This window comes from Streptomyces sp. EDA2-14 (assembly GCF_054963755.1).
In genome coordinates this window covers 40,546-66,492 of record NZ_JBUEGE010000019.1, presented here as the reverse complement: position 1 = coordinate 66,492, position 25,947 = coordinate 40,546, and the positions used below count along the sequence as shown (strand labels likewise).

23 protein-coding genes are annotated in these 25,947 nt (G+C 72.8%); 10 read left to right on the top strand and 13 right to left on the bottom strand.

Annotated features, from left to right (window positions below; all coding sequences use genetic code 11):
* Nucleotides 1-18: 18 nt before the first annotated feature.
* Nucleotides 19-1,452, bottom strand: a complete 1,434-nt coding sequence (locus tag ACY34M_RS33150; RefSeq protein ID WP_462722114.1) for an amidase — start codon at nucleotides 1,450-1,452, stop codon at nucleotides 19-21.
* Between the two features lie 153 nt (nucleotides 1,453-1,605).
* Entirely contained in the window at nucleotides 1,606-2,583 is a 978-nt protein-coding gene (locus ACY34M_RS33145) for an Lrp/AsnC family transcriptional regulator (protein ID WP_462722115.1), read from the bottom strand.
* Nucleotides 2,584-2,740: 157 nt separating this feature from the next.
* Here ACY34M_RS33145 and ACY34M_RS33140 point away from each other — a divergent pair, with 157 nt between their 5' ends.
* The 6 genes from ACY34M_RS33140 to ACY34M_RS33115 are packed head-to-tail and all read left to right on the top strand — an operon-like array spanning nucleotide 2,741 to nucleotide 8,575.
* Nucleotides 2,741-4,009, top strand: coding sequence for a flavin-containing monooxygenase (locus ACY34M_RS33140; protein ID WP_462722116.1), 1,269 nt, complete (start codon nucleotides 2,741-2,743; stop codon nucleotides 4,007-4,009).
* Between the two features lie 9 nt (nucleotides 4,010-4,018).
* A complete protein-coding gene (locus ACY34M_RS33135; protein WP_422474198.1) occupies nucleotides 4,019-4,465 on the top strand; it encodes a RidA family protein in 447 nt (148 codons plus the stop codon).
* A complete protein-coding gene (locus ACY34M_RS33130; RefSeq protein WP_462722117.1) occupies nucleotides 4,462-5,139 on the top strand; it encodes a DUF1028 domain-containing protein in 678 nt (225 codons plus the stop codon). The genes ACY34M_RS33135 and ACY34M_RS33130 overlap by 4 nt, the downstream gene beginning before the upstream one ends.
* Nucleotides 5,136-6,281, top strand: a complete 1,146-nt coding sequence (locus ACY34M_RS33125) for a M20 family metallopeptidase (RefSeq protein WP_462722118.1) — start codon at nucleotides 5,136-5,138, stop codon at nucleotides 6,279-6,281. The genes ACY34M_RS33130 and ACY34M_RS33125 overlap by 4 nt, the downstream gene beginning before the upstream one ends.
* Nucleotides 6,278-7,618 (top strand): MFS transporter, encoded by a 1,341-nt coding sequence (locus ACY34M_RS33120; protein ID WP_462722119.1) that lies wholly within the window; start codon nucleotides 6,278-6,280, stop codon nucleotides 7,616-7,618. The genes ACY34M_RS33125 and ACY34M_RS33120 overlap by 4 nt, the downstream gene beginning before the upstream one ends.
* A gap of 39 nt (nucleotides 7,619-7,657) precedes the next feature.
* Nucleotides 7,658-8,575: a LysR substrate-binding domain-containing protein gene (locus ACY34M_RS33115; protein WP_462722120.1), complete on the top strand. Its 918-nt coding sequence runs from the start codon at nucleotides 7,658-7,660 to the stop codon at nucleotides 8,573-8,575.
* 3 nt (nucleotides 8,576-8,578) lie between these two features.
* On the opposite strand, the gene ACY34M_RS33110 is transcribed toward ACY34M_RS33115, so the two are convergent.
* A complete protein-coding gene (locus tag ACY34M_RS33110; protein WP_462722121.1) occupies nucleotides 8,579-9,190 on the bottom strand; it encodes a TetR/AcrR family transcriptional regulator in 612 nt (203 codons plus the stop codon).
* Between the two features lie 138 nt (nucleotides 9,191-9,328).
* Here ACY34M_RS33110 and ACY34M_RS33105 point away from each other — a divergent pair, with 138 nt between their 5' ends.
* The 4 genes from ACY34M_RS33105 to ACY34M_RS33090 all read left to right on the top strand — a co-directional run bounded on the left by ACY34M_RS33105 (nucleotide 9,329) and on the right by ACY34M_RS33090 (nucleotide 14,413).
* A complete protein-coding gene (locus ACY34M_RS33105) occupies nucleotides 9,329-10,801 on the top strand; it encodes an aldehyde dehydrogenase (RefSeq protein ID WP_462722122.1) in 1,473 nt (490 codons plus the stop codon).
* A gap of 17 nt (nucleotides 10,802-10,818) precedes the next feature.
* Nucleotides 10,819-12,171, top strand: a complete 1,353-nt coding sequence (locus tag ACY34M_RS33100) for an aminotransferase family protein (protein WP_462722123.1) — start codon at nucleotides 10,819-10,821, stop codon at nucleotides 12,169-12,171.
* Between the two features lie 109 nt (nucleotides 12,172-12,280).
* A complete protein-coding gene (locus ACY34M_RS33095) occupies nucleotides 12,281-13,786 on the top strand; it encodes an APC family permease (RefSeq protein ID WP_462722124.1) in 1,506 nt (501 codons plus the stop codon).
* A gap of 30 nt (nucleotides 13,787-13,816) precedes the next feature.
* The gene (locus ACY34M_RS33090) at nucleotides 13,817-14,413 is read left to right on the top strand and encodes a DUF7010 family protein (RefSeq protein WP_462722125.1); all 597 of its coding nucleotides are present in this window, start codon (nucleotides 13,817-13,819) and stop codon (nucleotides 14,411-14,413) included.
* A 38-nt stretch (nucleotides 14,414-14,451) separates the two neighbouring features.
* Here ACY34M_RS33090 and ACY34M_RS33085 read toward each other — a convergent pair whose 3' ends face one another.
* From ACY34M_RS33085 to ACY34M_RS33040, 10 genes are all read right to left on the bottom strand, one after another.
* Nucleotides 14,452-15,621 carry an FAD-dependent oxidoreductase gene (locus tag ACY34M_RS33085; RefSeq protein ID WP_462722126.1) on the bottom strand — a complete coding sequence of 390 codons (1,170 nt, stop codon included), beginning with the start codon at nucleotides 15,619-15,621 and terminating at the stop codon, nucleotides 14,452-14,454.
* Complete coding sequence (locus tag ACY34M_RS33080; RefSeq protein ID WP_462722127.1) at nucleotides 15,618-17,513, bottom strand: anthranilate synthase family protein; 1,896 nt, start codon at nucleotides 17,511-17,513, stop codon at nucleotides 15,618-15,620. Before ACY34M_RS33080 ends, ACY34M_RS33085 begins: the two co-directional genes overlap by 4 nt.
* Entirely contained in the window at nucleotides 17,510-18,175 is a 666-nt protein-coding gene (locus ACY34M_RS33075) for an isochorismatase family protein (protein WP_462722128.1), read from the bottom strand. The genes ACY34M_RS33080 and ACY34M_RS33075 overlap by 4 nt, the downstream gene beginning before the upstream one ends.
* A 152-nt stretch (nucleotides 18,176-18,327) precedes the next feature.
* Nucleotides 18,328-19,104, bottom strand: coding sequence for a 2,3-dihydro-2,3-dihydroxybenzoate dehydrogenase (locus tag ACY34M_RS33070; RefSeq protein ID WP_462722129.1), 777 nt, complete (start codon nucleotides 19,102-19,104; stop codon nucleotides 18,328-18,330).
* 5 nt (nucleotides 19,105-19,109) lie between these two features.
* Complete coding sequence (locus ACY34M_RS33065; protein WP_462722130.1) at nucleotides 19,110-20,525, bottom strand: FAD-dependent oxidoreductase; 1,416 nt, start codon at nucleotides 20,523-20,525, stop codon at nucleotides 19,110-19,112.
* Nucleotides 20,525-22,408: a squalene--hopene cyclase gene (locus ACY34M_RS33060; protein WP_462722131.1), complete on the bottom strand. Its 1,884-nt coding sequence runs from the start codon at nucleotides 22,406-22,408 to the stop codon at nucleotides 20,525-20,527. The genes ACY34M_RS33065 and ACY34M_RS33060 overlap by 1 nt, the downstream gene beginning before the upstream one ends.
* A complete protein-coding gene (locus ACY34M_RS33055; RefSeq protein WP_462722132.1) occupies nucleotides 22,405-22,833 on the bottom strand; it encodes a DUF2834 domain-containing protein in 429 nt (142 codons plus the stop codon). The genes ACY34M_RS33060 and ACY34M_RS33055 overlap by 4 nt, the downstream gene beginning before the upstream one ends.
* Nucleotides 22,820-24,352 carry a flavin-containing monooxygenase gene (locus ACY34M_RS33050; RefSeq protein ID WP_462722133.1) on the bottom strand — a complete coding sequence of 511 codons (1,533 nt, stop codon included), beginning with the start codon at nucleotides 24,350-24,352 and terminating at the stop codon, nucleotides 22,820-22,822. The genes ACY34M_RS33055 and ACY34M_RS33050 overlap by 14 nt, the downstream gene beginning before the upstream one ends.
* Nucleotides 24,349-25,242, bottom strand: coding sequence for a 1,4-dihydroxy-2-naphthoate polyprenyltransferase (locus ACY34M_RS33045; RefSeq protein WP_462722134.1), 894 nt, complete (start codon nucleotides 25,240-25,242; stop codon nucleotides 24,349-24,351). The genes ACY34M_RS33050 and ACY34M_RS33045 overlap by 4 nt, the downstream gene beginning before the upstream one ends.
* Entirely contained in the window at nucleotides 25,236-25,946 is a 711-nt protein-coding gene (locus tag ACY34M_RS33040; protein WP_462722135.1) for a class I SAM-dependent methyltransferase, read from the bottom strand. Before ACY34M_RS33040 ends, ACY34M_RS33045 begins: the two co-directional genes overlap by 7 nt.
* Nucleotide 25,947: the final 1 nt, after the last annotated feature.

Below are 25,947 nucleotides of genomic sequence, written 5' to 3'. Positions count from 1 at the left end.
AGGACTCTCTCTTGATCGCTACGAGAGGTGGGGCGCGCGGCGCCCGTGCCCGGTGGCGGCCTCGTAGGCGGCGCCGATTTCGAGGACGGTGCGCTCGGCGCGCGGCGGGCCCACGATCTGCAGGCCGACGGGGAGCCCGGCGTCGGTGAAGCCGGCGGGGACCGAGAGGGCGGGTGCGCCCAGGACGGTGAGCAGATACGCGGAGCGCATCCAGTCGAGATAGGTGTGCTGCGGCTGTCCGTCGATGACGGTGGGGTACTCCAGGTCGACGTCGAAGGCCACGACCTGGCTGACCGGTGCGATCAGCACGTCGTAGCGCTCGAAGAATTCGGTGGCCGCGAGGTGGATGCGGCTGTGCTCGGTGCGGGCCCGGGCCAGATCGGCGGAGGTGAGCCGCAGGCCCTCCTCGATGTTCCAGACGAGGCTGGGCTTGAGCTGCTCGCGGGAGGTCTCCAGGAGCGGGCCGAGCCCGGTGCGGAAGGCCTGCGCCCGCAGGATGCGGAAGACGTCCTCGGCGCCGTCCAGGTCGGGGCAGTCCTCGGCGACGTGCGCGCCCGCCGCCTCGAACACCTTGACCTGACGGGCGACGAGCTCACGGACCTCGGGGTCGACGGGGACGCGGCCGCCGAGATCGGGCGCGTACACGACGCGCAGCCCCTTGAGGTCGCGCTCCAGCGGGGTGCGGAACGTGGATCCGGGGGTCTCCAGGGACTGCGGGCAGCGCGGGTCGGGGCCCGCCATGACCGACAGGAGCAGCGCGACGTCGGCGACGGTGCGGCCCATGGGACCGGCGACGCCGAGCGTCTCCCACAGGTCGTTCGTGGGCAGCGAGGGCACGCGGCCGGGGGTGGTGCGCAGGCCGACGACGTTGCAGAACGAGGCCGGGTTGCGCAGGGAGCCGCCCATGTCGCTGCCGTCGGCGATCGGGGTGAGCCGGGCGGCGAGCGCGGCGGCGGCCCCGCCGCTGCTGCCGCCTGCGGAGCGGGTCGGGTCGTACGGGTTCCGGGTCGCGCCGAAGACGGGGTTGAAGGTGTGCGAACCGGCCGCGAACTCCGGGACGTTGGTCTTGCCGACGCGGATCGCGCCGGCCCGCTGGACGCGGTCGACGAGGAGTTCGTCCTCGTCGGGCACGTGGTCGGCGAAGAGCGGCGAGCCGTGCGTGGTGCGCATGCCGCGGGTGAGGTGGGTGTCCTTGAAGGCGATGGGCAGCCCGTGCAGGGGCCCCAATTCGGCTCCCGAGGCCGCCAGTTCGTCCGCCTGTCCGGCCCGGTCGAGGGCGTCCTCCGCGTCGAGCGTGACGATGGCGTTGAGCACCGGGTTCACGCGCTCGATGCGGTCGAGGTGGGCGGCGACGACCTCGCGCGCCGACAGCTCGCGGCGGCGGATCCGGTCGGCGAGCTCGACGGCGTCGAGCGCGCACAGGGCGTCGGAATCGGTGGGGCGTACGGGCATGACCGTCCTCGGGCAGGAGGCGACTGTGTGCGCCCTCACACTGCGGCGAGCTGACTGTTTAAGTCAATGGCTCGTACTGGATGAACTTTTCAGACGCGAGATTTACCGGACTGGCATTTACGGTCACACCGTCGAAACCTCGCCCTGCGAGGCTCACAGGGTGGACACGGTGGAGACCCCGCTGCGCTTCCACGCCTCGACCACCAGGTGCGACTGCACGGCCTCGGCCCTGCGCACCCACGCCGGCTCGGTCAGGAAGGCGTGCAGCGCCTCCTTCGACGGCTGGGTCACGTCGACGAGCAGCTGGTGCTCCCCCATGACCACGGCCGCGTACCGCACGAGCGGCGACTCGACGAGGAGCCGCCCCACCTCCTCGACCTCGCCGGGCCGCGTCCTGATCCACAGCAGCGCCTGGACGGGCAGGCCGAGCAGCGCGGGATCCACGACCGCGCGGATGCTGACGAGCCCGGCGCGGCTCAGCGATTCGACGCGGCGCCGGGCCGTGGCGACCGAGACCCCGGCGACGGCGGCGAGCTCGTCGTTCGTGCACCGGCCGTCCGCGGCGAGGGCGCCGAGGATGGCCTCCTCGTCGGGGGCGAGCTCGACCTCGGCGAGGCCGACCCGGTCGTCCTGCCGCTCGCCGCCCCCGAGCGCCGCGACCTCGGCGTCGTCGAGAATGCCCGGCGACCACTCGTGCACGGTGCGGAAGTAGCGCAGCACGGGCGAGACCTGCTGCTGCACGAGCCCCGGAAGGGCGGGCACCTCGTCCAGCATCAGGCGGCCCAACCGGCCTGGCGGGCACTGCAGTTCGGCCACGCAGTCGGCGACGCCCGCGAGCACGTACGAGAAGACGACGTCGGGCCGCCGGGCCGTCGCGAGCGCGGCCTCCCGCACGGAGCCCGGCCGGCAGTTCATCCGCAGGATCACGGTCTCGCCGCGCACGACGAGGCCGCGCACCGCGACGTCCCCGCTCTCCACGAGCCGGTGCCCGCGCCGCGCCACCTTCCGCTCCGGCTCCCCCAGCACATCGGCGATCCGCCGCCAGGAGGCCCGGCCGTCGATCTGCAGGGCGGCGACCACCCGGCGGTCGAGTTCGTCGAGGGGCGCGGTCGGATTCTGCTCGGTGCTCACGGAACGACCCTAGTCGAGACCCTCCGACCCACATCTGAAAAACAGATCACTCACCCCGGAAACATCTGTTGGACAGGGTTGCGGACGCGTCCAAAGATGTCTCGTGCGGTGCCGCGGAACCAGCGATGGACCAACTACCGCTTGAGTGGAGGCTTCAATGCCCAATGAGGCTGCATTGCCCAGTGAAGAGACGGACGTTGTCGTCGTAGGCGCAGGTCAGGCCGGTATCGCCATGAGCGAGCACCTGGGGAACCTGGGCATTCGGCACATCGTCCTGGAGCGGGACCGGATCGCCGAGCGGTGGCGCACGCAGCGCTGGGACTCGCTCGTCGCGAACGGGCCCGCCTGGCACGACCGCTTCCCGAACCTGGAGTTCCCCGACGTCGGCCCCGACGCCTTCGCGACGAAGGAGCAGGTCGCGGAGTACTTCGAGCGCTACGCCGAGAAGATCGACGCCCCGGTCCGGTGCGGCGTCGAGGTGACCAAGGTGCACAAGCGCGAGGGCACGGCCGGCTTCCGGGTCGAGACGTCCGAGGGCACCATCGACGCCGGGTTCGTGGTGGCCGCGACCGGCCCGTTCCAGCGACCCGTGATCCCGCCGATCATTCCGGACGGCGCGGTCGGCACCCAGCTCCACTCCAGCGAGTACCGCAACCCGGACCAGCTGCCCGAGGGCGCCGTCCTCGTGGTCGGCGCCGGTTCCTCGGGCGTGCAGATCGCCGACGAGCTGCGCCGCTCCGGGCGCCGCGTCTTCCTGTCCGTGGGCCCGCACGACCGGCCGCCCCGGCAGTACCGCGGGCGCGACTTCTGCTGGTGGCTCGGCGTGCTCGGCCTGTGGGACCTGACGACGCCGCCGCAGGGCGCGGCCCACGTGACCATCGCGGTCAGCGGGGCACGCGGCGGCCACTCCGTGGACTTCCGCGAGCTGGCGGGCACCGGCATCGAACTGCTCGGCATGACCTCCGCGTACGAGGACGGGGTGCTGAGCTTCGCACCCGACCTCGCCCAGAACATCGCGCTCGGCGACGAGAAGTACCTGGACCTGCTGCGGGCCGCCGACGCGTACATCGAGCGCAACGGCCTCGACCTGCCCGAGGAGCCCGGGGCGCACGTCCTCGGCCCCGACCCCGAGTGCATGACGGACCCGCGCCTGGCGCTCGACCTGGCCGGGGCCGGGGTCACGTCGGTCGTCTGGGCCACCGGCTTCGCCGCCGACTACAGCTGGCTCGACGTCGACGCGTACGACGAGAACGGCCGCCCCGACCAGCGCCGCGGGGTCTCCACCGAACCCGGCGTCTACTTCCTCGGCCTGCCCTGGCTGTCCCGGCGCGGATCGAGCTTCATCTGGGGTGTCTGGCACGACGCCAAGTACGTCGCCGACCACATCACGACCCGGCGCGGATACCTCGCGTACGGCAGCAACTGAGGAGAGACCATGGCCAACGCCCCGATCGTGGCCGGCGGGCACACCCGGATCCGGCCGTTCAACACCCGCGACACCTATCCCGAGCAGAACCTCGACAACGACCTCTGCCAGGCCGTCGTCGCCGGCGACACGGTGTACGTCCGCGGCCAGATCGGCCAGGACCTCGACACCAGCGAGAACGTCGGCGTCGGCGACGCGGAGGCGCAGGCCGAGCGGGCCATGGCGAACATCAAGATGCTGCTCGAGGAGTCGGGCAGCCGGATGGAACACCTGGTCAAGCTCACGATCTACCTCATCGACCCGCGCTACCGCGAGGCCGTGTACCGCACGGTCGGCCGCTGGACCAAGGGCGTCCACCCCATCTCCACCGGCATCGTCGTCTCGGCGCTCGCCCGCCCGGAGTGGCTGTGCGAGATCGACGCGGTCGCCGTGATCCCGAAGGAGGCGCGGGCATGACGTTCTCCCTGGTGGTCCGCGACGGTGAGCGGTTCGGCATCGCGGGCAGCTCGTCGAGCCCCGCGGTCGCCGCCCGCATCGCCCATCTGCGGCCCGGCGTCGGCGCGGCGTCCTCGCAGAACATCACCGACCCGACGCTCGGCACGCGGCTGCTCGACGCGCTCGCGGAGCACGGCGACGCGGAGCGCGCCCTGGCCGAGGTCACGGGTGCGGCGCGCGACGAGAAGACCATCGCCTACCGGCAGTTGACCGTCCTCGGCCGCGAGGGCCCCGGCTTCGCGTACAGCGGCCCGCACACCCTCGGCACGTACGCCACCGCCACCGCCGACGGCGCGGTCGCGGCGGGCAACATGCTGTCCGGGACGCACATCCCCGGTGTGCTCCTGGAGGCGTACCAGAGCGCCACGGGCGAGATCGAGGAGCGTCTTGTCGCCGCCATGAAGGCCGCCGTCGCGGCGGGCGGCGAGGAGGGCCCGGTGCACTCGGCGGGCCTGGCGGTCGTCGCCGACGTCGGCTGGCGGGTCACCGACCTGCGGATCGACTGGGCGGACGACCCCATCGACCGGCTCGGCGAGCTGCTCGACGTGTGGCTGCCGCAGCGCGACGACTACGTGACGCGCGGACTCGACCCGGCGAGCTCACCCTCGTACGGCGTTCCGGGAGACGCACGATGAGTGCCGTCAAGGACGCCGCCCGCAAGGAGGTCGACCGGCACGCCGAGCAACTGGTCGCCCTGTCCGAGCAGTTGCACGCCGACCCGGAGACCGCGTGGGAGGAGCACCGGGCGGCCGCCGCCGTGCCGCAGCTCCTCGACCGGGCCGGGTTCGACGTCACGTCGAAGTACCTGGGCCTGGACACCGCGTTCCACGCCTCCTTCGGCAGCGGCCCGCGGCGGATCGCGCTGTGCGCCGAGTACGACGCGCTGCCCGGCCTCGGGCACGCCTGCGGGCACAACCTGATCGCGGCCTCGTCCGTCGGCGCCGCGCTCGGCCTCGCCGCCGTCGCCGACGACCTGGGGCTCACCGTGGAGGTCTACGGCACCCCGGCCGAGGAGGGCGGCGGCGGCAAGATCGAGCTGCTCGACCGGGGCGCGTTCGCCGGGGTCGACCTCGCGATGATGGCGCACCCCGCGCCGGTCGACGTCGCGGAGGCCCGCCCGTTCGCGGTCAGCCACTCCAAGGTCGCCTACACCGGCAAGTCCGCGCACGCCGCCGCCTACCCGGAGGCCGGGATCAACGCGGCCGACGCCTTCACCGTCGCCCAGGTCGCCATCGGCCTGCTGCGCCAGCAGCTCCCGCCGTCGGCGCGGGTGCACGGCGTGGTGACACACGCCGGTGACGCCCCGAACGCCATCCCCGAGCGCACCTCGGGCCGCTGGTACGTACGGGCCGAAACCCTCGACGAACTCGCCGAGTTGGAGCCGCGCGTCATGCGGGCCTTCGAGGCGGGCGCCCTCGCGACCGGCTGCGAGCTCGAGATCGAGCCGGAGAGCAAGCCGTACGCGGAGTTCCGCGCGGACGAGACCGCGCTCGCGCACTACCGGGCCAACGCCCTCGACCTGGGGCGGGAGTTCGCGCCGCCCGGACAGGCCGCACGCATGAACCGCGCCTCCACCGACATGGGCAACGTGTCGCAGGTGGTGCCCGCCATCCACCCCTACATCGGCATCGGCTCCCTGCCCGCCACCAACCACCAGCACGAGTTCGCCGCGTACTGCGTGGGGTCCACCGCCGAGCGGGCGCTGCTCGACGCGGCGGTGGCGCTGGCGTGGACGGGCGTGGACCGGGCCGGCCCTTCCGAGGAGGCGAAGACATGACCGTGACCGAGCAGTCCGAGACCGGGGTGACCGCCGACGTCGCCACCCTGCGCAGGAGCGTCGCGGCCGGTGCCGTCGGCGTCTTCGTCCACTGGTTCGACTGGGCCGCGTACGCCTATCTCGCGGGCACCGTCGCCACCGTGTTCTTCCCGGCCGGAGACGAGACGACCGGGCTGCTCGCCGTGTTCGGCGTCTTCGCCGTGTCGTTCGGCGTCCGGCCGATCGGCGCGCTCGTCTTCGGGCCGCTCGGCGACCGGATCGGCCGCAAGCGCACGCTGTCCCTGGTCATCTTCATGATGTCCGGCGCCACCCTGGCGATCGGTCTGCTCCCCGGCTACGACTCGATCGGCATCGCGGCGCCGATCCTCCTGGTGGTGCTGCGGCTCGTCCAGGGGTTCGCGGCGGGCGGCGAGTTCGGCAGCGCGGCCAGCTTCCTGGCGGAGAGCGCCCCGCGCCGCAGGCGCGGTTTCGGCGTGAGCTGGCTTGAGGTCGGCTCGCTGCTCGGCTTCCTGGCCGGCTCGTTCGTCTTCCTGCTGCTGTCCTCAGGGCTCGACGAGGCGCAGCTCACCTCCTGGGGCTGGCGGATCCCGTTCCTGATCGCCGCGCCGCTCGGCATCATCGGCGTGATCATCCGCAACAAGATCGAGGACACCCCGGAGTACCGGGCCCTCGAAGCGAACGACACGGTCCCGCGCAGCCCAGCCCGCGAGCTGCTCCGCACCCACAAGCGTCAGTTGCTCCAGGCGGCGGGCCTGATGACGGCGATGCACGTGCCGTTCTACGCGGTGCTCACCTACCTGGTGACGTACGAGACCGACCACCTCGGCCACTCGGCCGACAGCGCGGCCCTGCTGTCCACCGTGATCTCCCTGCTCGGCCTGGCCCTCGTGCCGCTGTTCGGCGCCCTGTCCGACCGGGTGGGGCGCAAGCCGGTGTTCATCGGGGCGACGGCGGCCCTGCTGGTCGTCTCCACTCCGGCGTTCTGGCTGATGCGGACCGGGATGACCGGGACCTGGATCGGCGGTCTGGCGCTCGGCGTGATCCTCGCGGCGATCCTCGGCACGTACGCGGTGTGGTCGGCGGAGGTCTTCCCCACGCGCACCCGGCAGAGCGGGCTTTCCATCTCGTACAACGTGACGGCGGCGCTGTTCGCGGGCACCGTGCCCTACCTGATGACGCTGCTGATCTCGGCGACCGGGAGCACGCTGGTGCCGGGGCCCTACCTGATGGTCTTCGCCGTGGGCGGGCTCGTCGCGGCGCTGTCCCTGAAGGAGACGGCGGGCTCCGCGCTGCTGCACGCCGAGGACGTGGCCGAGAAGCCTTCCGAAGCGGCATAGGGTCGGGCCCGTAACCGGATCACCTGGCAAGGGCCCCGCATGATGTCACCGCTCGGTTTCACCCTCGTTCAGCTGCGCTACTTCCTGGTCGCCGCCGAGCGCGGCTCGATGACGGAGGCGTCGGCGGAGCTGCACATCGCGCAGTCCGCCGTGTCCGCCGCCATCCACAACCTGGAGCGCGACCTCCAGGTGCAGCTGTTCATCCGCCGCAGGGGCCGGGGTCTGACCCTGACCCCGGCCGGGGAGCGGCTGCGGGCGCAGGGCCGGGACCTGCTCGCCCGCGCGCGCGAGGTCGAGCGGGAGGCGCGCGGCGACGGCGCGGAGCTGTCCGGGCCCGTGACGGTCGGCTGCTTCGTGACGCTCGCGCCGTACTACCTGCCGCGCCTGTTCAGCGAGTGCACGCGGCGCCATCCGGGCATCGAGATCGACGTGGTGGAGGCGGAGGCGGACGAGCTGGTCGAGGCCCTGACCACGGGCCGCATCGACTTCGCCCTCACCTACGACCTGGGCCTGTCGACCGAGCCGGAGCTGTGCAGCGAGACGATCGCCCGCGCCCCGGCCTACGTCATCGTCGCGGCCGACCATCCGCTTGCGGGCCGGGGCAGCGTGTCCCTCGCCGATCTGTCGGCCGAACCGCTCGTCCTCCTCGACCTGCCGCACAGCCGCGACTACTTCCGCTCCCTCGTCGCCGCCACCGGCACCGCCCCCGACGTCCGCTACCGCACCCGCAGCTACGAGACGGTCCGCTCGATGGTGGCCCGCGGACTCGGCTACTCCGTGCTCAACCAGCGCCCCGCGACCGGCAGGACCTACGGCGGGGGTGAGATCGCGGAGCTGGAACTCCGGGACGCCGGGCGCCCGCTGGAGGTCAGGATCGCCTCGCTCGGCGGCATGACGCAGAGCGCGCGGGCCCGTGCGGTGATGGACGTACTGCGGGAGAACGCCGAGGACCGGTGAGGCTCACAGCTCGGCGCAGCCCGTGACCGCCCGTGCGTGGACCCGGATCAGGCGCTGGGCCTCGGTGCGCGTGAGACCGGCGTTGCGGCTCACGATGTGCAGCCCGTAGCCGTCCTCCAGGGACACGAGGTTCCTGGCGAGGTCGCCCACGGCCTCCGTCAGGGTGAACACCCCGGTCGCGGCGCCCACTTCGAGCACCGTGGCGTACAGGCCCACCTCGCTGGCGAACAGTGACGCCATCAGTTCGGCGTGACCGGGGCTGCGGTCGGCCCTGCGGTGCAGCTCGAAGAGCAGCCCGTGCGTCGCGTCGCCGGGGGCGGACGGCAGACCGGAGGCGATCAGCGCGCGCAGCCGGTCCACCGGGTCGGCCACCTCGTCGGTGACCGCGTGCCGCGCGGCGAGGAAACGCTCGACCGCGCCCCGGTGGACCTCGAGGACCAGCTCGTCCAGCTCCGGGTAGTAGTAGAGGACCGAGCCCGCGGACATGCCGGCCTCCGCCGCGATGTCCTTGATGCGCAGCCCCTCCAGGCCCCGCTCCGTGATGGCCCGCCCCGCCGCGTCCACGAGCGCCTCGCGCCGCGCGGTCTGGTTCTTCGGTCTCCCCGGCTTACCCATGCGGTTAATTCTCTGTTACGCGGTTCAAGGAAATCAAGCGGATCCCGCCGAACCCATTGACGGACCCCTGACGCATTGTTTGAATCCAACTTCAAAGAACTGGCCAGGACAGCTCCCGTACGCGATCGAAGGCCACGCATGACGACGCACTCGCACTGGCGGCAGCGCGCCGCTGAACTCTCCCCCCGCACCCGTCTCTTCATCGACGGCACGTGGGCCGACCCCACCGGCGGCCAGTGGCTGCCGACCGTCAACCCGGCCACCGGCAAGACCACCGCCGACGTGGCGGTCGCCTCGCCCGCCGACGTCGACCGGGCCGTGGCCGCCGCCCGCGCCTCCTTCGAGGACGGCCGCTGGTCCCGCACCGATCCGGCCGAACGCAAGCGCGTCCTCCTGGAGTTGGCCCGGCTCATCGAGGTGCACGGCGAGGAGCTCGCCCTCTGCGACACCCTCGACATGGGCAAGCCGATCGCCGAGTCGTACGGCACCGACGTGCCCGGCGCGGCCGGCGTCTTCGCCTGGTACGCGGAGGCCGTCGACAAGCTCTACGACGAGGTGGCGCCCGCCCCGCCCGGCAATCTCGCCCTCGTGCGGCGCGCCCCGCTGGGCGTCGTCGGCGCGGTCGTGCCGTGGAACTTCCCGCTGGACATCGCCAGTTGGAAGCTGGCGCCCGCGCTCGCGGCAGGCAACAGCGTCGTCCTCAAGCCCGCCGAGCAGTCCCCTCTCTCGGCGCTCCGCCTCGCCGAACTGGCCTCGGAGGCGGGCCTCCCGGACGGCGTCCTGAACGTCGTGCCCGGACCAGGCGGGGTGACGGGTCGCGCGCTCGGCCTGCACCCCGACGTCGACACCCTCGTCTTCACCGGCTCCACCGCCGTGGCCAGGAAGTTCCTCGGCTACTCCACCGAGTCGAACATGAAGCAGGTGTGGCCCGAGGCGGGCGGCAAGAGCCCCAACGTCGTCTTCGCCGACGCCGACCTGGACGCCGCCTCGGAGCGCGCCGCGTGGGGCTTCGCCTACAACGCCGGGCAGGTCTGCTCCTCCAACACCCGGCTCCTGGTGGAGGCCTCGATCGCCGAGGAGTTCACCGCCCGCGTCGCCGAGCACGCCCGCGCCTGGATCCCCGGCGACCCGCTCGACCCCGCCACCCGGATCGGCCCGCTGGTCGACGAGGCGCAGGCCGAGCGGGTGCTCGCCGCCGTGCGCGCGGCGGACGGCACGCTCGCCTGCGGCGGCACCCGGCCCGACCGCGAGGGCGCCTACCTGGACCCGACCGTCGTCACCGGCCTGACCCCCGAATCCCCGCTCGTGCGCGAGGAGTTGTTCGGCCCGGTCCTCGCGGTGCTGCCCTTCCGTGACGAGGCGGAGGCGGTCCGGCTCGCCAACGACTCCGCGTACGGCCTGGCCGCCTCCGTGTGGACGCGGGACATCGGCCGCGCCCACCGCGTCGCCGACGCCCTGACCGCGGGCACCGTCTCGGTCAACACCGTCGACGCGCTCAGCCCGCTCACGCCGTTCGGCGGCTTCAAGCAGTCCGGCCACGGCCGCGACCTCTCCCTGCACTCCTTCGACAAGTACACGGGCCTGAAGACCACGTGGATCGCGTACAACTGAAAGGGCTTGACCACACCATGAGCCGCACCGCAGACCAGCTGGCCGCCCTCGACCGGGCGCACATCATCCACCCCTACCTGCCGGGCAGCGCCACCGAGCGCGTCGTGATGACCGAAGGGTCGGGCTGCCGCCTCACCGACTCCGAGGGCCGCAGCTACCTCGACGCCACCGGCGGACTGTGGCTGGCGCAGGTCGGTCACGGCCGCACGGACCTGGCCGATGTCGCGCACGAGCAGATGAAGAAGCTGGAGTACTTCACCAGCTTCTGGGAGTTCTCCAACGACCGCGCCATCGAACTCGCCGCGCGGCTGGCCGAGTTGGCCCCGGACCCGCTGAACCACGTGTACTTCACCTCCGGCGGCTCGGAGGGCAACGAGGCGGCCATCAAGATGGCCCGCTACTACCACCACCGCCGCGGCGACACCGACCGCACCTGGATCCTGGCGCGCGACAAGGCGTACCACGGCATCGGCTACGGCGGCGGCTCGGCGACCGGCTTCCCGCTGTACCACGAGGGCTTCGCCCCGATGATGCCGCACGTCTCGCACCTCACGCCGCCGTGGCCGTACCGCACCGACCTGTACGGCGGCGAGGACCCCACCGACTTCCTCATCCGGGAGCTGGAGGAGCGCATCGCGGAGATCGGCGCGAAGAACATCGCGGCGATGATCGGCGAGCCGATCATGGGCGTCGGCGGCATGCTCGTCCCGCCGGCCGACTACTGGCCGCGCGTGCGCGAGACCCTGGACCGGCACGGCATCCTGCTGATCTTCGACGAGGTCGTCACGGCGTACGGGCGCGTGGGCGAGTGGTTCGCCGCCCAGCACTTCGGCGTCACCCCGGACATCATCGTCACGGCCAAGGGCATCACCTCCGGGTACGTGCCGCTGGGCGCGCTCATGGTCGCCGACGGCGTCGCCGAGGTGCTGCTGCGCGACCACGGCTTCCCCATGGGGTACACGTACAACGGCCACCCGGTCGCGACCGCCGTCGCGCTCGCCAACCTCGACGTCATCGAGAACGAGGGCCTGCTCGCCCGCGCCAAGACCATCGGCGCCACGCTGCACAGCGAACTCCAGTCCCAGCTGGGCGACTTGGACATCGTCGGCGAGATCCGCTCGGTGGGCATGATGCTCGCGGTGGAACTGGTCGCGGACCGCACGACGCGCGCCCCGCTGCCCCTGCACCCCGACCGGATGCCGCACGACGTGATCCGCCGCGAGACCGGCGTCATCGTCCGCGACTCCGCGCACAGCCTGGTCCTGTCCCCGCCGCTGATCATGACGGAGACGGAGACCAAGGAGGTGGCCTCGGCCCTGCGCGGCGTACTGGAGCGCACGGACGCCTCCGGCGAGATCCGGGAGGCGTGACACCAAGGGGCCCGGCGGCAGGCGCCGCCGGGCCCCGCCCGCACGCTGTTCCGCCCGCACGCCGCACGCCACCGCTCGCAGTCCCCGACTCCCTCCCTAGGAACTGCCCGTGTCGACGAACCTCCCCTCCGCAGCCCCACAGACGCCGCCCGACACCGCGCCGGACTCGAACCTTCGGCGCAGCCTGAAACGCTTCGACATCACGGCCATGGCCGTGGCCGCGGTGATCTCCTTCGACACCATCGGCCAGATCGCCACCGGCGGCGGCGAGGCGGCCACCTGGACCGCCGCGATCGCCCTGTTCTTCCTGCTCCCCTACGCCCTGCTGTTCGCGGAGACCGGCGCCGCGTTCCCGCAGGAGGGCGGCCCGTACGTCTGGGTGAAGCTGGCCCTCGGCCGCCCGGCGGCCGCGCTCACCACGCTCTTCTACTGGGTCACCAACCCGATCTGGCTGGGCGGTTCGCTGGTCTTCCTCGCCGCCGAGACCTGGGACGGCTTCGTCTTCCACCTCGGCTCGGGCACGTTCGCCGACTACACGTTCAAGCTGCTCTTCGTGTGGATCGCCATCCTCACCGCGGTCGTCTCGCTCAGCCGCGGAAAGCTGATCACCACGGCGGGCGCGGTGGTGAAGGTCCTCTCCCTGGCCCTCTTCACGCTCACGGCGGTGCTGTACGGCGCCGAGCACGGCTTCCAGGGCCTGGGCACCGCCCACTTCGCCCCGACGACGGCCGGCTTCCTGGCCCTCGTACCGATCCTGCTCTTCGCCTACGTGGGGTTCGAGGCGCCCAACGCGGCGGGCGAGGAGATGCACAACCCGCAGCGCGACGTGCCCGCGGCGCTCGGCCGCTCGGCGACGATCGCGGCGGCCTGCTACCTGCTCCCCGTCCTGGCCCTGCTCGCGGTCGTCCCCGCCTCGAAGGTCACCGGCATCGGCGGCTTCATGGAGGGCGTCCGCCTGGTCTTCGGCGTCTACGGACCGGCGGCGGGCCCCCTGTTGACCCTCACCGCGGTCATGTTCGTCTTCGCCCTCCTCACCCAGGGCAGCGCGTGGATGATCGTCAGCGACCGCATGCAGGCGATGGCGGCGGCGGACGGCGGCTTCTTCAGCCGGGCGCTCGGTGCCTTCCACCCCCGGCTCGGCACCCCGGTCCGCACGAACCTGCTCTCCGGCGCCGTGGCCACGGTGTTCATGCTCGCCGCGATGCAACTGGTGCACGGCGACACCGGCGCGATCTTCAGCGTGGTCCTGACGGTGGCGGTCACGACACTGCTGCTCTCGTACCTCCTGGTCGTCCCCGCCCTGGTGGTCCTGCGCCTGCGCCGCCCGGACGTCCCCCGCCCCTACCAAGTCCCCTTCGGCAACCGGGGCTTCATGGTCTGCGCGGCCCTCGTCTACGCCTGGATCCTCGTCGGCTCCTGGGCCGCCCTCTTCCCCGGCGTCCTGGAGTCGGCCTTCGGCATCGACTACGACTTCACCGACACCTGGGGCGTCTCCCGCGCGACGTTCGAGACGTTCACCCTGGGCACGATCGTGGTGCTGCTGCTCGTGGGGGTGGTGGGGCTCATGGTGGCGAAGCGGGCCGGAGAGACCCCGCAGGTCCGAAAAGCCGCCTGAGGCCGTTGGCCGGCGCTGTACTCTCCGCCCATGACGCCGACGACGCCCTCTCCCCTGTCCGCAGAGAACGCGGACAGCGCGGAGTGTGCCGCGCTCACGCGCTCGCTGCGCCGCAGGGGCACGCTCGTGCTCTCCGTGTTCGCCCTGGTGTGGGCGTTCGCCGGCGCCTCCGGGACGGGCCCGGCGTCGGACGCGGTACCGCTGGCGCTGGAAGCGGCGGCCGTCCTGCTCACCGGGGCGGCCCTCTACCTCGGCTACCGCGGGAACGCCGCGCCTTCTCCCCGGACGGTGGACCTGCCGCGGAACTGGGCGCGCGGCGTGGGCCTCGTCAACGTCGTCGAACTGGTGGCGATCTTCGCCGTCGTCGCGGCGGCCAATGCCTCCGGTCGTCCGGGGCTCGTCCCCGTCGGCATCGCGCTCGTCGTGGGCCTGCACTTCTTCCCGCTGTCACGGCTGTACGACCAGTGGCAGTACCGGTGGACCGCCGCCCTGCTGACCGCGGTCGCCCTCATCGGCGCCGTGCTCTACGCGACCGGCCGCACGGACGAGACCGTGCGGGTTGTCGTGGGCCTCGGCTCGGCGGCGGTGCTGTGGGCCTCGGCGTACCACCTGGCCGTGCGCGGCTGAGGCGCGGCGAGGAAATCCGAACTCCCCCTCGGCAGACCTCATTGCCGGCCGTGGAGCCAGGACACCTTGTCGTTCAGGTCCTCCGTGCGCAGCGAGCCCAGCATCGCGTCGCGCTCGCGGGCCTTCTGTCCCGCCGCGTGGTAGAGCTGCTCGCCCATGGCCCGGGAGAGCAGCTGTACACGGGCGGTGCGCTCGCGACGGACGGCGTTGTACCGGGCCAGGCGGTGCGCGACGCCATCGTCGGTCGCGTCGGCCAGGACGTCGCCGAGGGCCACGGCGTCCTCGAGTGCCTGGCAGGCGCCCTGGGCCGCGTACTGGAGCATGGGGTGGGCGGCGTCGCCCATGAGCGCGACCCGGCCGTCGGTCCAGGTCTCCACGGGGTCCCGGTCGCACAGCACCCACTGGCGCCAGTGGTCGCCGAGGCGGAACAGCCGCTGGGCGTCCGGGCACATGTGCGGGAAGCGGTCCAGGACGACGGAGCGGGGCACAGGGCGTCCGGAGACCGGTTCGTCGGCACCGTCGTCCAGCGTCGCCGCCAGGTTGAGCTGGTCGCCTGCGCCGATGACGTAGTGCACGAAGTGCCAGTCGGGGCCTGCCCACAGCGTCACCTCGGAGCGGCGCAGGTCGCGCGGCACCCGGGCGATGGGGATCACCGAGCGGTAAATGGTGTGGCCGCAGACCGACGGGGGGCCGTCGCCGACCAGTTGGGCCCGGACCGCCGAGCGCAGCCCGTCCGCTCCGACGAGTACCTCACCGGTCACGGACCGGCCGTCCCGCGTGGTCACGGTGACCCGGGCGGCGTCCTGAACGTATCCGCGGACGGCGGCGCCCGCGACGAGAGTGATCCGGTCGTCCGCACGGCAGGCCGTCAGCAGGGGTGTGTGCAGGTCGCGGCGGTGGACCACCGCGTACGGGTTGCCGAAGCGGCACCGGTAGCGTTCCGTGACCGGCAGGGCGACGAGGGGCCGGCCGGACAGGCCGTCCTTCAGGCGCAGTGCGTCGACGAGGACCGCGCGGGCGCGGACCTCCTCGCCCACGCCGAGGGCGTCCAGGGCGTGGAAGCCGTTGGGCGCGATCTGGATGCCCGCACCCAACTCGGCGAACGCGTCGGCTCGTTCGAGGACGGTGACGCGCAGACCGCGACGGGCGAGGGAGAGCGCGGTGGCGAGACCGCCGATGCCGCCGCCCGCGACGAGGGCGTGGATCATGACGCGGCCCGCGGGTGCGTGTGCAGGGCGTGGGTGAGCAGCATGTCCAGGATGCGCGGTCCGCTCTGTGTGAGGACCGACTCCGCATGGAACTGCACCGAGGCGAACCCGGCGCCGCGCAGCGCGTGCACCTCGCCGTCCGTCGGGTCCCGGCCGACCTCCACACGGCCGAGGACGGGGTGGTCGAGGACGTCCGACGTGGCCCGGGCGGCGTAGGTGTTGTAGAACCCGACGTGCTCGCGCTGCCCGAACAGGTCGATCGCCCGGCGCTCTCCCTGGCTCGGCGTCGCGCGGCGCACGAGGGGCAGGCCGAGGAGGGTGCAGAGCACCTGGTGGCTGAGGCACACCGCCAGGAAGGGGCGCCGTTCGGACAGCAGCCGTTCCGCGGTCGCGCGCAGCCGGGCGATCCTCGGGTGGTGTGCCTGCGTCGGGTCGCCCGGTCCGGGGCCGAGAACCACGACGTCGTACGCGCTCACGTCGTACTCCTCGTCGTGCGCGCACAGGCTCGTCTCGCCGCCGAGCGAGCGGATCTGCCGTGCGAGCATGGCGGTGAAGGTGTCCTCGGCGTCGACGACCAGGATCCGGCGCCCGTCGAGCGGACCCGGCGGACAGGCCGGCCCCGGGGGTGCGCCGAGCCAGAAGTCGGCGATCTGCGCGTTGCGTTCGGCCAGTGCGGTCCGTACGGCGGGGTGGTCGGCGAAGCCGGTGGCGGTGGGGTCGGCGAGCGCGGAGAGCAGCCCGGCGGCCTTGGCCCGGGTCTCGTGGGCCTCGGTGACCGGGTCCGAGTGACGGACGAGCGTCGCGCCGACGCCGATGCTCAGGCGGCCGTCGGCCGTGATGTCGGCGGTGCGGATGAGGATCGAGGAGTCGAGGGTGCGCCGCCCGTCGGCGTCGCTGCCGATGAGCGCGGCGACACCGCTGTAGTAGCCGCGCCCGGACGGTTCGTGACGGTGGATCACCCGCGTCGCGTTCTCCAGCGGGGATCCTGTCACGGTCGGCGCGAACAGGGTCTCGCGCAGGACGTCCCGTACGTCGAGGCCGGTCTGCCCCTCGACGTAGTACTCGGTGTGCGCGACGCGTGCCATCTCCCGCAGGTGCGGGCCGCGCAGCCGGGCGCCCGAGGGACACATCCGGCTCATCATCTTCAGTTCCTCGTCGACCACCATGGACAGCTCGTCGGTCTCCTTGCGGTCGGTGAGGAAGGACAGGACACCGTCGAGGGTGGGGCCACCGGGCGGGTAGCAGTACGTGCCGCTGATCGGGTTCATCACGGCGGTGCCGCCGCTCAGGCTGATGTGTCGCTCGGGGCTCGCGCCCACGAGGCAGCGTTCCCCGGTGTGGATGAGGAAGGTCCAGTAGGCGCCGCGTTCGCGTTCCAGCAGGCGGCGGTAGAAGGAGAGCGCGGCCCGCGTCGAGAAGCCGGGCAGCCAGGCGCGGTAGGTGCGTTTGATGACGAAGTTGGCGCCCGCGCCGGTGCCGATCTCCTCGGTGATCACGCGGCGCGCCAGGTCCCCGTACTCCTCGTCGGTCAGGTCGAACGCGCCCCGCTCGACCTTGACCGGCTCGTCGGGCAGGCGGCGCAGCAACGCGTCAAGGGCGAGGTCCTGGTGGGTGGTGATCCGCAGCGTGGTGATGGGCGTGCCGTCGTCGTGGGCGATGTAGCCGCGCTCGGCGATCTGGCGGTACGGGACGAGGACGAGCAGGTCGGCGCCGCCGCCCGGGGGTGCGGTTTCGGTCAGCGGGAGGTCGGCGAGGGCAGCGGCACGGCCGGGTTCGGCGAGCAGGATCTCCGCCGTGTCCGCGCCGGTGGTCCGCGGCCGGTGCAGCAGAGCGAAGGCGGGGGCGGTTCCGTCGAGGATGTCGGCGAGCGGGTCGCGCCGTACCGGGCTCACCGTGCACGCCCGGTCAGGGTGGCGTCGGTGAAGGCCGCGCACACGGTGTCGGTCGCCACCACGGCGGCACAGCAGCCGGCCGAGTACTCCAGCGTCCGCCGGTGGTGAGCGGCGGAGAAGTCGGCGACGGCATCGGCCACCAGGAACGGCTGGATGTCGTGGCTGAACGCATCCAGGGCGGTTGTCACCACCCCGACGTGGGCGTACACACCGCAGACGACAAGCTGGTCGCGGCCCGACTCCCGCATCAGCCGCAGCAGGTCCGTACGGAAGAAGGCGCTGTAGCGCCACTTCGTCAACTCCCAGTTCCCGGGCTCGGGTTGCAGCTCGGGGACGATGCGGCGGTGGGCCTCGTCCGCGCGCATGCCCGGCCCCCAGAAGTCCGCGAGCAACCCGCGCTCGGCCCCGGTCATGTCCCCGGGCTGGGCCGTGTACGCGACAGGCACGCCCGCGTCGGCGCAAGTACGGCGCAGGCGCACGATGTTGTGCAGCAGCTGCTCCCGGGGCTCTGTGCCGGGCGCGAAGGGGCGCAGGAAGTACTCCTGCATGTCGTGGACGAGCAGCACGGCGCGCCGTGTGTCGGCCCGCCAGCCGGCCACCGCCGGAGGTAGCTCGCCGGGCCGCGGCAGCGGGTACGGCTCGACAGGAGGAATGCTGGGCATCTGGGTTTCCCTCTTCGTGAGCGGGCGGTTCCCGATCGGCTCCGGAGCGAGCCGCTGGACTGTTGAAGTGGGTGGGGCTCGTAGGGGGCGCCGGCGGAGCGTGGGATTCCTGTGGACCCTCGCCTCACTGCGGCCGGGATCCGACGACACGTCTAGGGCGCGGCGCCGAGCGTCGCGCCGCCGTCGACGGTGAGCGCGTGCAGGGTGATGTGGCCGGCCTCGTCCGACAGCAGGAAGCGGACCGCGCGGGCCACGTCGCCCGGCTGGGCCACCTTCCCGAGCGGGATCCCCACCTTGTACGCGTCCGGGCTGCCGGTGACCGACACGGCGGCGGCCTCCTCCGGTCCGTGCATGCCGTGCAGCATGGGGGTGTCGGTGGACCCCGGGGCGACGACGTTGCAGCGGATCCGGTGCGGCGCCACCTCCAGGCCCAGGCACATGGTGAACGCGGTCGCCGCCGCCTTGGACGCCGCGTAGGCGGCCATCCGGGTGCGGGCGGTGCCCGACGCGTTGGAGGCAACAGTGACCAGCGCTCCGCCGCCGCGGGGAATCATCCGGTTGACCACGGCACGGGACACGACGAAGACGCCGGTGGCGTTGACGGCGAAGGTGGCGTGCCACGCGTCGTCGTCGAGGGCGCGCGCCTCGCCGAGGTGCAGCACCCCGGCCGTGTTCACCAGCGCGTCGACCGGCCCGAGTGCGCGTTCCACCTCGTCCACCACGGCCTCGACCTCGGCGGTGGAGGTGACGTCGGCCGGGTATGCCCGCACGGCCAGGCCGTCGGCGGTGAGCCGTGCGACCTCGGCCCGCAGCCGGTCCGCGGCGAGGTCCACGGCGGCCACCGTGTCGCCCTGTTCGGCGAGGAGCCGGACCACGGCGGAGCCGACGCCGCCGGCCGCCCCGGTCACCAGGACCGTCCTTGAAGGCATCCGGATCACCTCCGCCCGGGCCGTCTGGTCAGGGTGCACACGGCGGCCGCGACGGGGAACAGGGCGCGGCGCAGGATGCGGGCCAGGGCGGGGCTGAAGTCCCCGATCGGGTCGACGCGGACCGGAGGCAGGTCGGGTCTGGTCACCCGGCGCACCGACTCGGCGGAGGCCAGGCCGGACCGCACGGCCCCCTCCATGCCGGCCACGCCGGGTGGCGCGGCGCAGAAGTCGCCGGCGATGTGCAGGTTGGCCAGCGCGGTTGCGGCGCGGGGGCGGAAGCGGCCGAACCCCGGGCCGGGCGCGAAGAACGGGGCAGTGAAGTGCGGCTGGTAACAGACGTGTTCGATGTCGTCGGGGCGCAGGTCCGGGAGGTACGTGGTGAGTTCGTCGACGAGGATCTTGACGGCCTCGTCCTCGGACAGGTCCGCGAGGCGGGCGATCCGGCCGACGACGCAGTTGAGGACCGTGGTGCGGTACCCGGGGAAGGCCTGTCCGACGTCGAGGAGGGTGATCGCGTGCGGCGAGCCGACCAGGCGGACGTGTTCGTCGGGCAGGCCCCGCAGCCGTCGACGCAGGTGGAGGTGGAGCGCGCCGAGCGGACGAGAGGTCAACTCGTCGACTCCATAGGGTGGTTGGAGTGCCACGGTGATGTCCGTGCCGAGCGCGGACAGCGGTCCGTGCGGGACGGCAAGGACGACATGACCGGTGACGTCCTCGGTCGTCGTGACGTTGTCGGCCGTGTCCCTCAGGGTCAGGGTGCGCACCCGCTCGCCGTCCACGCAGACACCGACGAGTTCCTGACCGGTGCGCACCTCGACGCCGTCCGCCTCCAGACGGCGCCGGAAGGGGTCGATGAGCTGGTCCTGCAGTGCGCCGCGCGGCATCAGCACCCGCCCCGGGTGGCGGATGAACGCGGCGATGGAGCCGCGGAAGCCCGCCGCGGACACGGCCGGGCTCTCCGCCGCGCTGGAGGCGACGAAGAGATGCTCGATGTCTGCGATCGCCGTGTCGGTCAGGTACCAGCGGCTGTGCAGGAAGTCGTGCAGGGACTCGTCGCGGGCGCCGTACTCCCGGGAGAGCAGGTCGAGGACGCCGTACCCGAAGAGGAACCGGTCCGCGGCCGGGGCCGTCGCCGCGCGCACCGCCGTGCCCTCGGCCGGGGCCAGTTGGTGGAAGCGGGTGGTGGGGCGCAGTCTGCTGCGCAGGCCGAGGTCGTCGATCAGGCGCAGGGTGTTGCGGTACCAGGCCGGGAAGATGTGCACGCCGTGGTCCTCGGTGCGGCCGTCGATCACCTTGGAGCCCGCCATGCCGCCGAGTTCGGCGCCGGCCTCCAGCAGGCGCACGGGGAGGCCGAGGCCGCGCAGGGTCCAGGCCGCCGTCATCCCGGCGAGGCCGCCGCCGACCACGGTCACCGTGCCCATCACCGCTCCTGTCCGTCGACGGCGGTCCGGTGGGCCGCGAGGGCCATCACCGGGTAGATGAGGCGCAGCAGACTGTCGCGCCAGTAGAGGCCGTCGTGGTGGACCACCCAGGTGTGCTCCGGCTCGGCCCAGTCCCCGTCGTCCTGCTGGGTGCGGATCAGGAAGTCCAGGCCCGCGCGCACCTCGGGGGTTCGGGCGCGGCCCGCGGCGATGAGGGCGAGCAGCGCCCAGGCCGTCTGGGAGGGGGTGCTGTGGCCGCGGCCGATCCAGCTCGGGTCGCGCAGGGCGCGGATGTCCTCGCCCCAGCCGCCGTCGCTCTGCTGGTGCGCGGCGATCCAGGCGCAGGCACGGGCGATCGCCGGATCGTCGCCGGGGACGCCGCAGGCGGTCATCCCGGTGACGGCGGCGCTGGTGCCGTGCAGGTGGTAGCAGGCCCACCAGCCGGGCCAGGAGCCGTCGGCGTGCTGGTGGCCGCGGAGCCAGGCGATGCCGCGCCGGGCGGCCGGGGTGTGGGCGTGGCCGTCGGCGCCGAGGGCCTCGAGGACGTGCCCGGTGATGTCGGCGGAGGGGGCTTCGAGGAAGCCGATGGCGGCGAGCCGGTCGCGTCCGGGCAGCCGCCAGCGCAGTGGTTCGAAGGCCGCCCAGCCGCCGTCGTCGCCCTGCTGGGACAGCAGCCAGTCGTGGGCGCGCGCACAGGCCGCGTCGACGGCAGGATCGCTGCCGCGCGGGTGGATCCGGCGCAGCGCGGCCACCGCCCACGAGGTGTCGTCGGCGTCGGGGTTGGCGTTGTTGGTGAACTCGTAGGGCCAGCCGCCCGCGACCGGGTCCGGGGTCAGCACCGCCCAGTCGCCGAGTTCGGTGACCTGGTTGTCGAGGAGCCAGCGCACCGCGGGTTCGACGGCCGCCTTCGCCTCGGAGCCGCCGGCCATGGCGACGGCGGACAGGCCGAGGGTGGTGTCCATGACCACGGAGGTCCACATCTCGATGCGGCGCTGCCCGTCCTTGTCGGCGACGTACCGGTCGAGCCCGGTCATCGCCGCCTGCACGACGGGGTGGTCCTGGCCGAAGCCGATCGCGTGCAGGCCCATGACGACGTTGGCGGTCTGCGGCCAGTTGCCGCCCCAACTGCCGTCCGTCTCCTGGGTTCTGGTCAGCCAGCGGGCCGCCTTGCGGATCGCGCGGCGGCGCAGCGGGCCGACGGGGTGGCGGGCGTAGAGGTGGCTCAGGGCGGTGGCGGCGCGCACCGCGAGGGGGCGCGGCAGGCGCCGGGCGTGGGGGTCGGCGAACAGTTCGCGGATCTCGAACCCGGCCGCGACGACGGGCCGCTGGGCCATGAACAGGCTGTTGGCGACGACGATGCCGCGGGCGGCCGCGCCGAACTGGTAGATGTTCCCCGGGAACGAGCTGGGCAGCAGCACGATCTCCGGCGGCACCAGCGGGATGTCGTCCCAGGGCCACAGCCCGATCACTGCCAGCCAGGCCAGCATGAGGAGGTTGTCGACGGCCTCGACCCCGCCGGCCGTGCGGATCGCGGCGGCGGCGGCGCGCAGTTCGGGTGCGTGCGCCTCGTGCCCGGCCAGCCGCAGGGCGACGTAGCAGAAGACGGAGAGCAGCAGTTCGTCGGGGCCCGCGTGGTAGGACGCCCACCCGCCGGTCGGTGTCTGTTCGGCGAGGATGGTGCGGGCGGCCGCGGCCACCGTCTCGTCCATGGGCAGGCGCAGGTAGTGGCGGAGGATGACCTCGCCCGACTCGCCGATCAGGCTCGTCTCGAAGTCGCCCTTCCAGAACCCGGCGGGGTCCTGGCGGGCGCGGAGCGCCTCGGCGGCCAGGGCCAGGGCGCGCTCGGCGCCCACCGCGGCCTCGGTGGCATCGCTGGTCGTCATCGCGGGGTCCCTTTCGTCGGTGTGGGGTGGGCGGCCGGCGCGGGCGCGGTGTCCGGGTCGCGTGCGGCGCTGATGCGCAGTTGGCGTACGTACATGAAGGCGCAGAAGCTGGCGATCAGGGCCAGCGCCGGAGCGCCGACGATGTACGCCCAGACGTGCGGGATCCGGTGCCGGCGCCCTTCGACGACCATGAACACGGCGAGGGCGGCCCAGATGAGGATCAGGTCGGCGTAGACGAACTGGGACGCCAGGTTGCGGGTGGCGTCGCGCAGGAAGGCGGTGACGATGCCGACCGGTCCCTCGTCGACCGTGCGCACGACGAAGAGCACGGCCATCGTGCCCATGACGAGCGCCCCGCCGACGGCGGACAGGCCGTAGAACCGGCACAACGCGCGGTCCTGCCCCGTCGGTTCACTCCGTGGCATGGCGGTGCCCTCCCGGGAGCCGGTCGTAGCGGTAGTCGTCGAGGTCAAAGGTGCGGGCCCGGCGGGCGGCTTCGTAGGTGGAGGCCGGGCGCACGGCGGGGGCGTCGCCGTGGCGGTCGAAGTAGTAGCTGTTCGCCCCGCCGCAACTGGCGTGCGCGAACACGGTGTCCGGCTGTCGGCGCAGCACCCGGGCGAAGGACCGGTCGTGCGGTTCCGGGCGCACGACGGCCTGGGTGGCGCCTCTGCGGCGGGCCTCCCGAATCACCCGGAGGATGTGGGTGACCTGGTAGTCGATCATGCCGAACCAGGAACCGCCGGTGAAGGAGTAAGGACCGACGATGAACCAGAGGTTCGGGTAGCCCTTGACCGAGGTGCCCTCGTACGTCTGGAAGCGTTCGGTGTCCCAGAACTCCCGCAGGTCGCGCCCGCCCGGGCCGTGCAGCGGGAAGGGCGGGAGGTTGTCGAGCGCGTGGAAGCCGGTGGCGAGGACCAGGCAGTCGAGCTTGTGCTCGTCGCCGTCCGCGGTGACGACACCGGACGCGGTGACGCTGGAGACGGGCTCGGTCACCAAGCGGACGTTGTCCCGGGTGAAGGCACGCCAGTAGCCCTTGCCGAACGCGGGCCGTTTGCAGCCGAGCCGGTGGCGTGGGGTCAGCTTCTCCATCAGCTCCCGGTCACCGCGCACCTGTTGGCGCAGGTAGAGCCGGGATGCGGCCTCCCCCGCGCGGACCAGGAAGGGGAAGCGCCGGTAGTGGATCATGGCGATGACGAAGCTGAGCTCGGTGACCGTGTCCGTGACGCGTCGGACGGCGCGCTGCGTCCACGGCGCCGCCGCGAACAGCCTGCGCAGCGCGCGGGGCACCGGCACATCGGGCTTCGGGAAGATCCAGTTGGGGGTGCGCTGGTAGACGTGCACCCGGTCGGCCGACGGGGCGATCTCCGGCAGGAGCTGAATGGCGGAGGCGCCCGTACCGATGATGCCGACGCGCCGGCCCGCCAGGGTCAGGGACTCGTCCCAGTCGGCGGTGTGCAGGAGATCGCCGGCGAACCGGTCGATGCCGTCGATGTCGGGCAGCTTGGGCCGGGTCAGCCAGCCGGTGGCGCACACGAGGAAGCGGGCGCCGAGCCGTGCGCCGTCGGCGAGTTCGACCCGCCACAGGTGCGCGTCCTCGTCGTACCGGGCCCCGGTGACCGTGGAACCCAGCCGGATCCGGGAGCGCAGGCCGTACTTGTCGGCGCAGGCGTCGGCGTAGGCCTTCAGTTCCGCGCCGCCGGGAAAGGCCCGCGACCAGGACGGGTTCGGTTCGAAGGCGTAGGAGTACGAGAAGGCGGTGATGTCGACCGCGATGCCGGGGTAGCGGTTGGCGTGCCAGGAGCCGCCGATGTCGTCCTGCGCCTCCAGGATCAGGACGTCCTCGATCCCGGCGCGCAGCAGTCCGATCGCGGTGCCGATCCCGGAGAACCCGGCGCCGACGACCAGCACCTCGTGCCACGTCACGGCGGGCCCGGGCCCGCTCACAGCGCCACCCCGACCGCCAGCAGCGCGCCGAAGACGAGCAGCAGCACACAGGTGTGCTCCAGCACCGGGACCAGGCCGCGGCCGAGCGCCCCGGCCCTGACCCGGCGCACCGGCGACACGGCGGCCGGCACGGCGCACAGGACGAGCAGCACCCAGGGCCTGGCCGCGGCGAGGAGCAGCGCGGACGCGAACGACGAGGCGATGAGGGCCGTGTAGTACTGCCGTGTGCGCCGGTCCCCGAGCCGGACGGCGACGGTGATCTTTCCCGCGACCGTGTCGGTGGGGATGTCCCGGAGGTTGTTCGTGGTCAGCAGGGCGCAGGCGAGCAGCCCGATCGGCACGGACGCGCCGAGCGCGAGCAGGGGGACGCGCTCCAGCTGGATGAACGCGGTGGCGCACACCGCGACGATCCCGTGGAACAGGAAGATACTGACGTCGCCGAGAGCGTGGTAGCCGTACGGGCGGGAGCCGCCGGTGTAGAACCAGCCGCCCAGCGCGCACGCGGCGGCGAGCGCGAGCAGCCACCACGAGACGGTGACGGCGAGGATCAGGGCGGCGAGCACCGCGAGGCCGTAGAGGACGAGCCCCGAGCGCAGCACTTGGCGCGGCGTGGCCTGTCCGGAGCCGACGAGGCGGGCCGGGCCGACGCGGTGGTCGTCGGCGCCGCGGATGCCATCGCTGTAGTCGTTGAAGAAATTCGTGCCGAGGACGAAGCCGAGGGCGAACAGCAGGGTCAGCGCGGTCCGCCACCCGCTGAGCGAGCCGTGGGACCGGGCGACGGCGCCGCCCACGGCGATCGGGGCCAGGGTGACGGGCAGGGTCTTGAGGCGGGCACCCACGATCCAGGCACGGAGCGCGCCGGTACCGCGAGGCCGGGTCGGAGTCACCATTTGCGGCCAACTCCCATGTAGAGCACGCCGGTCGAGCGCGTGGGGACCATGCGGACGTCCTCGCGGCGCGCGGCCAGGTAGCGCAGGCCGTCCCGCAGGTGGGGCCGCAGACCGAAGAGCCGCAGGTCCACGCCGTGGGCCCGGGCGGTGGCGGTGAGCCGGCGCCGGTTCACGAACAGCCGGTGGTCGTGGGTGCCGCGCGGTGGCCTGCCGGGCAGCGGCACCCGCTCGGCGACGGTGATCGCCGCGAGGCGGGCGGTCCTGGTGTCCGCGATGGTGTCGACGATGAGGGTGCCGCCGGGACGCAGCACCCGGCACGCCTCCGCGACCACGGCATCGGGGTCGGTGACGTGTTCCAGGCACTGCCCCGCCGTGACCACGTCGAACGACGCGTCGGGGAAGGGGAGTCGACCGATGTCGGCGCGCACCACCGCGTCGAACCCGTGGCGCAGCGCCTGGCGCAGGGACCGTGCCGACAGGTCCACGCCGACCACCCGGTACCCCTTCCCGGCCAGGTGCGGCCCGAAGAGGCCGCCGCCGCAGGCCACATCGAGCAGACATGCGTCCGTGCGCGCGGCGGGAGGCACATGGGTGGCACGGGCCCGCGCGATCCAGCCGAGCGGGGCCAGGGGGCCCCTGGGATCCCACCAGGTGTCGGCGAGCGTGTCGTAGTCGGCGATGAAGTCATCGCGAATTCCGGGCATG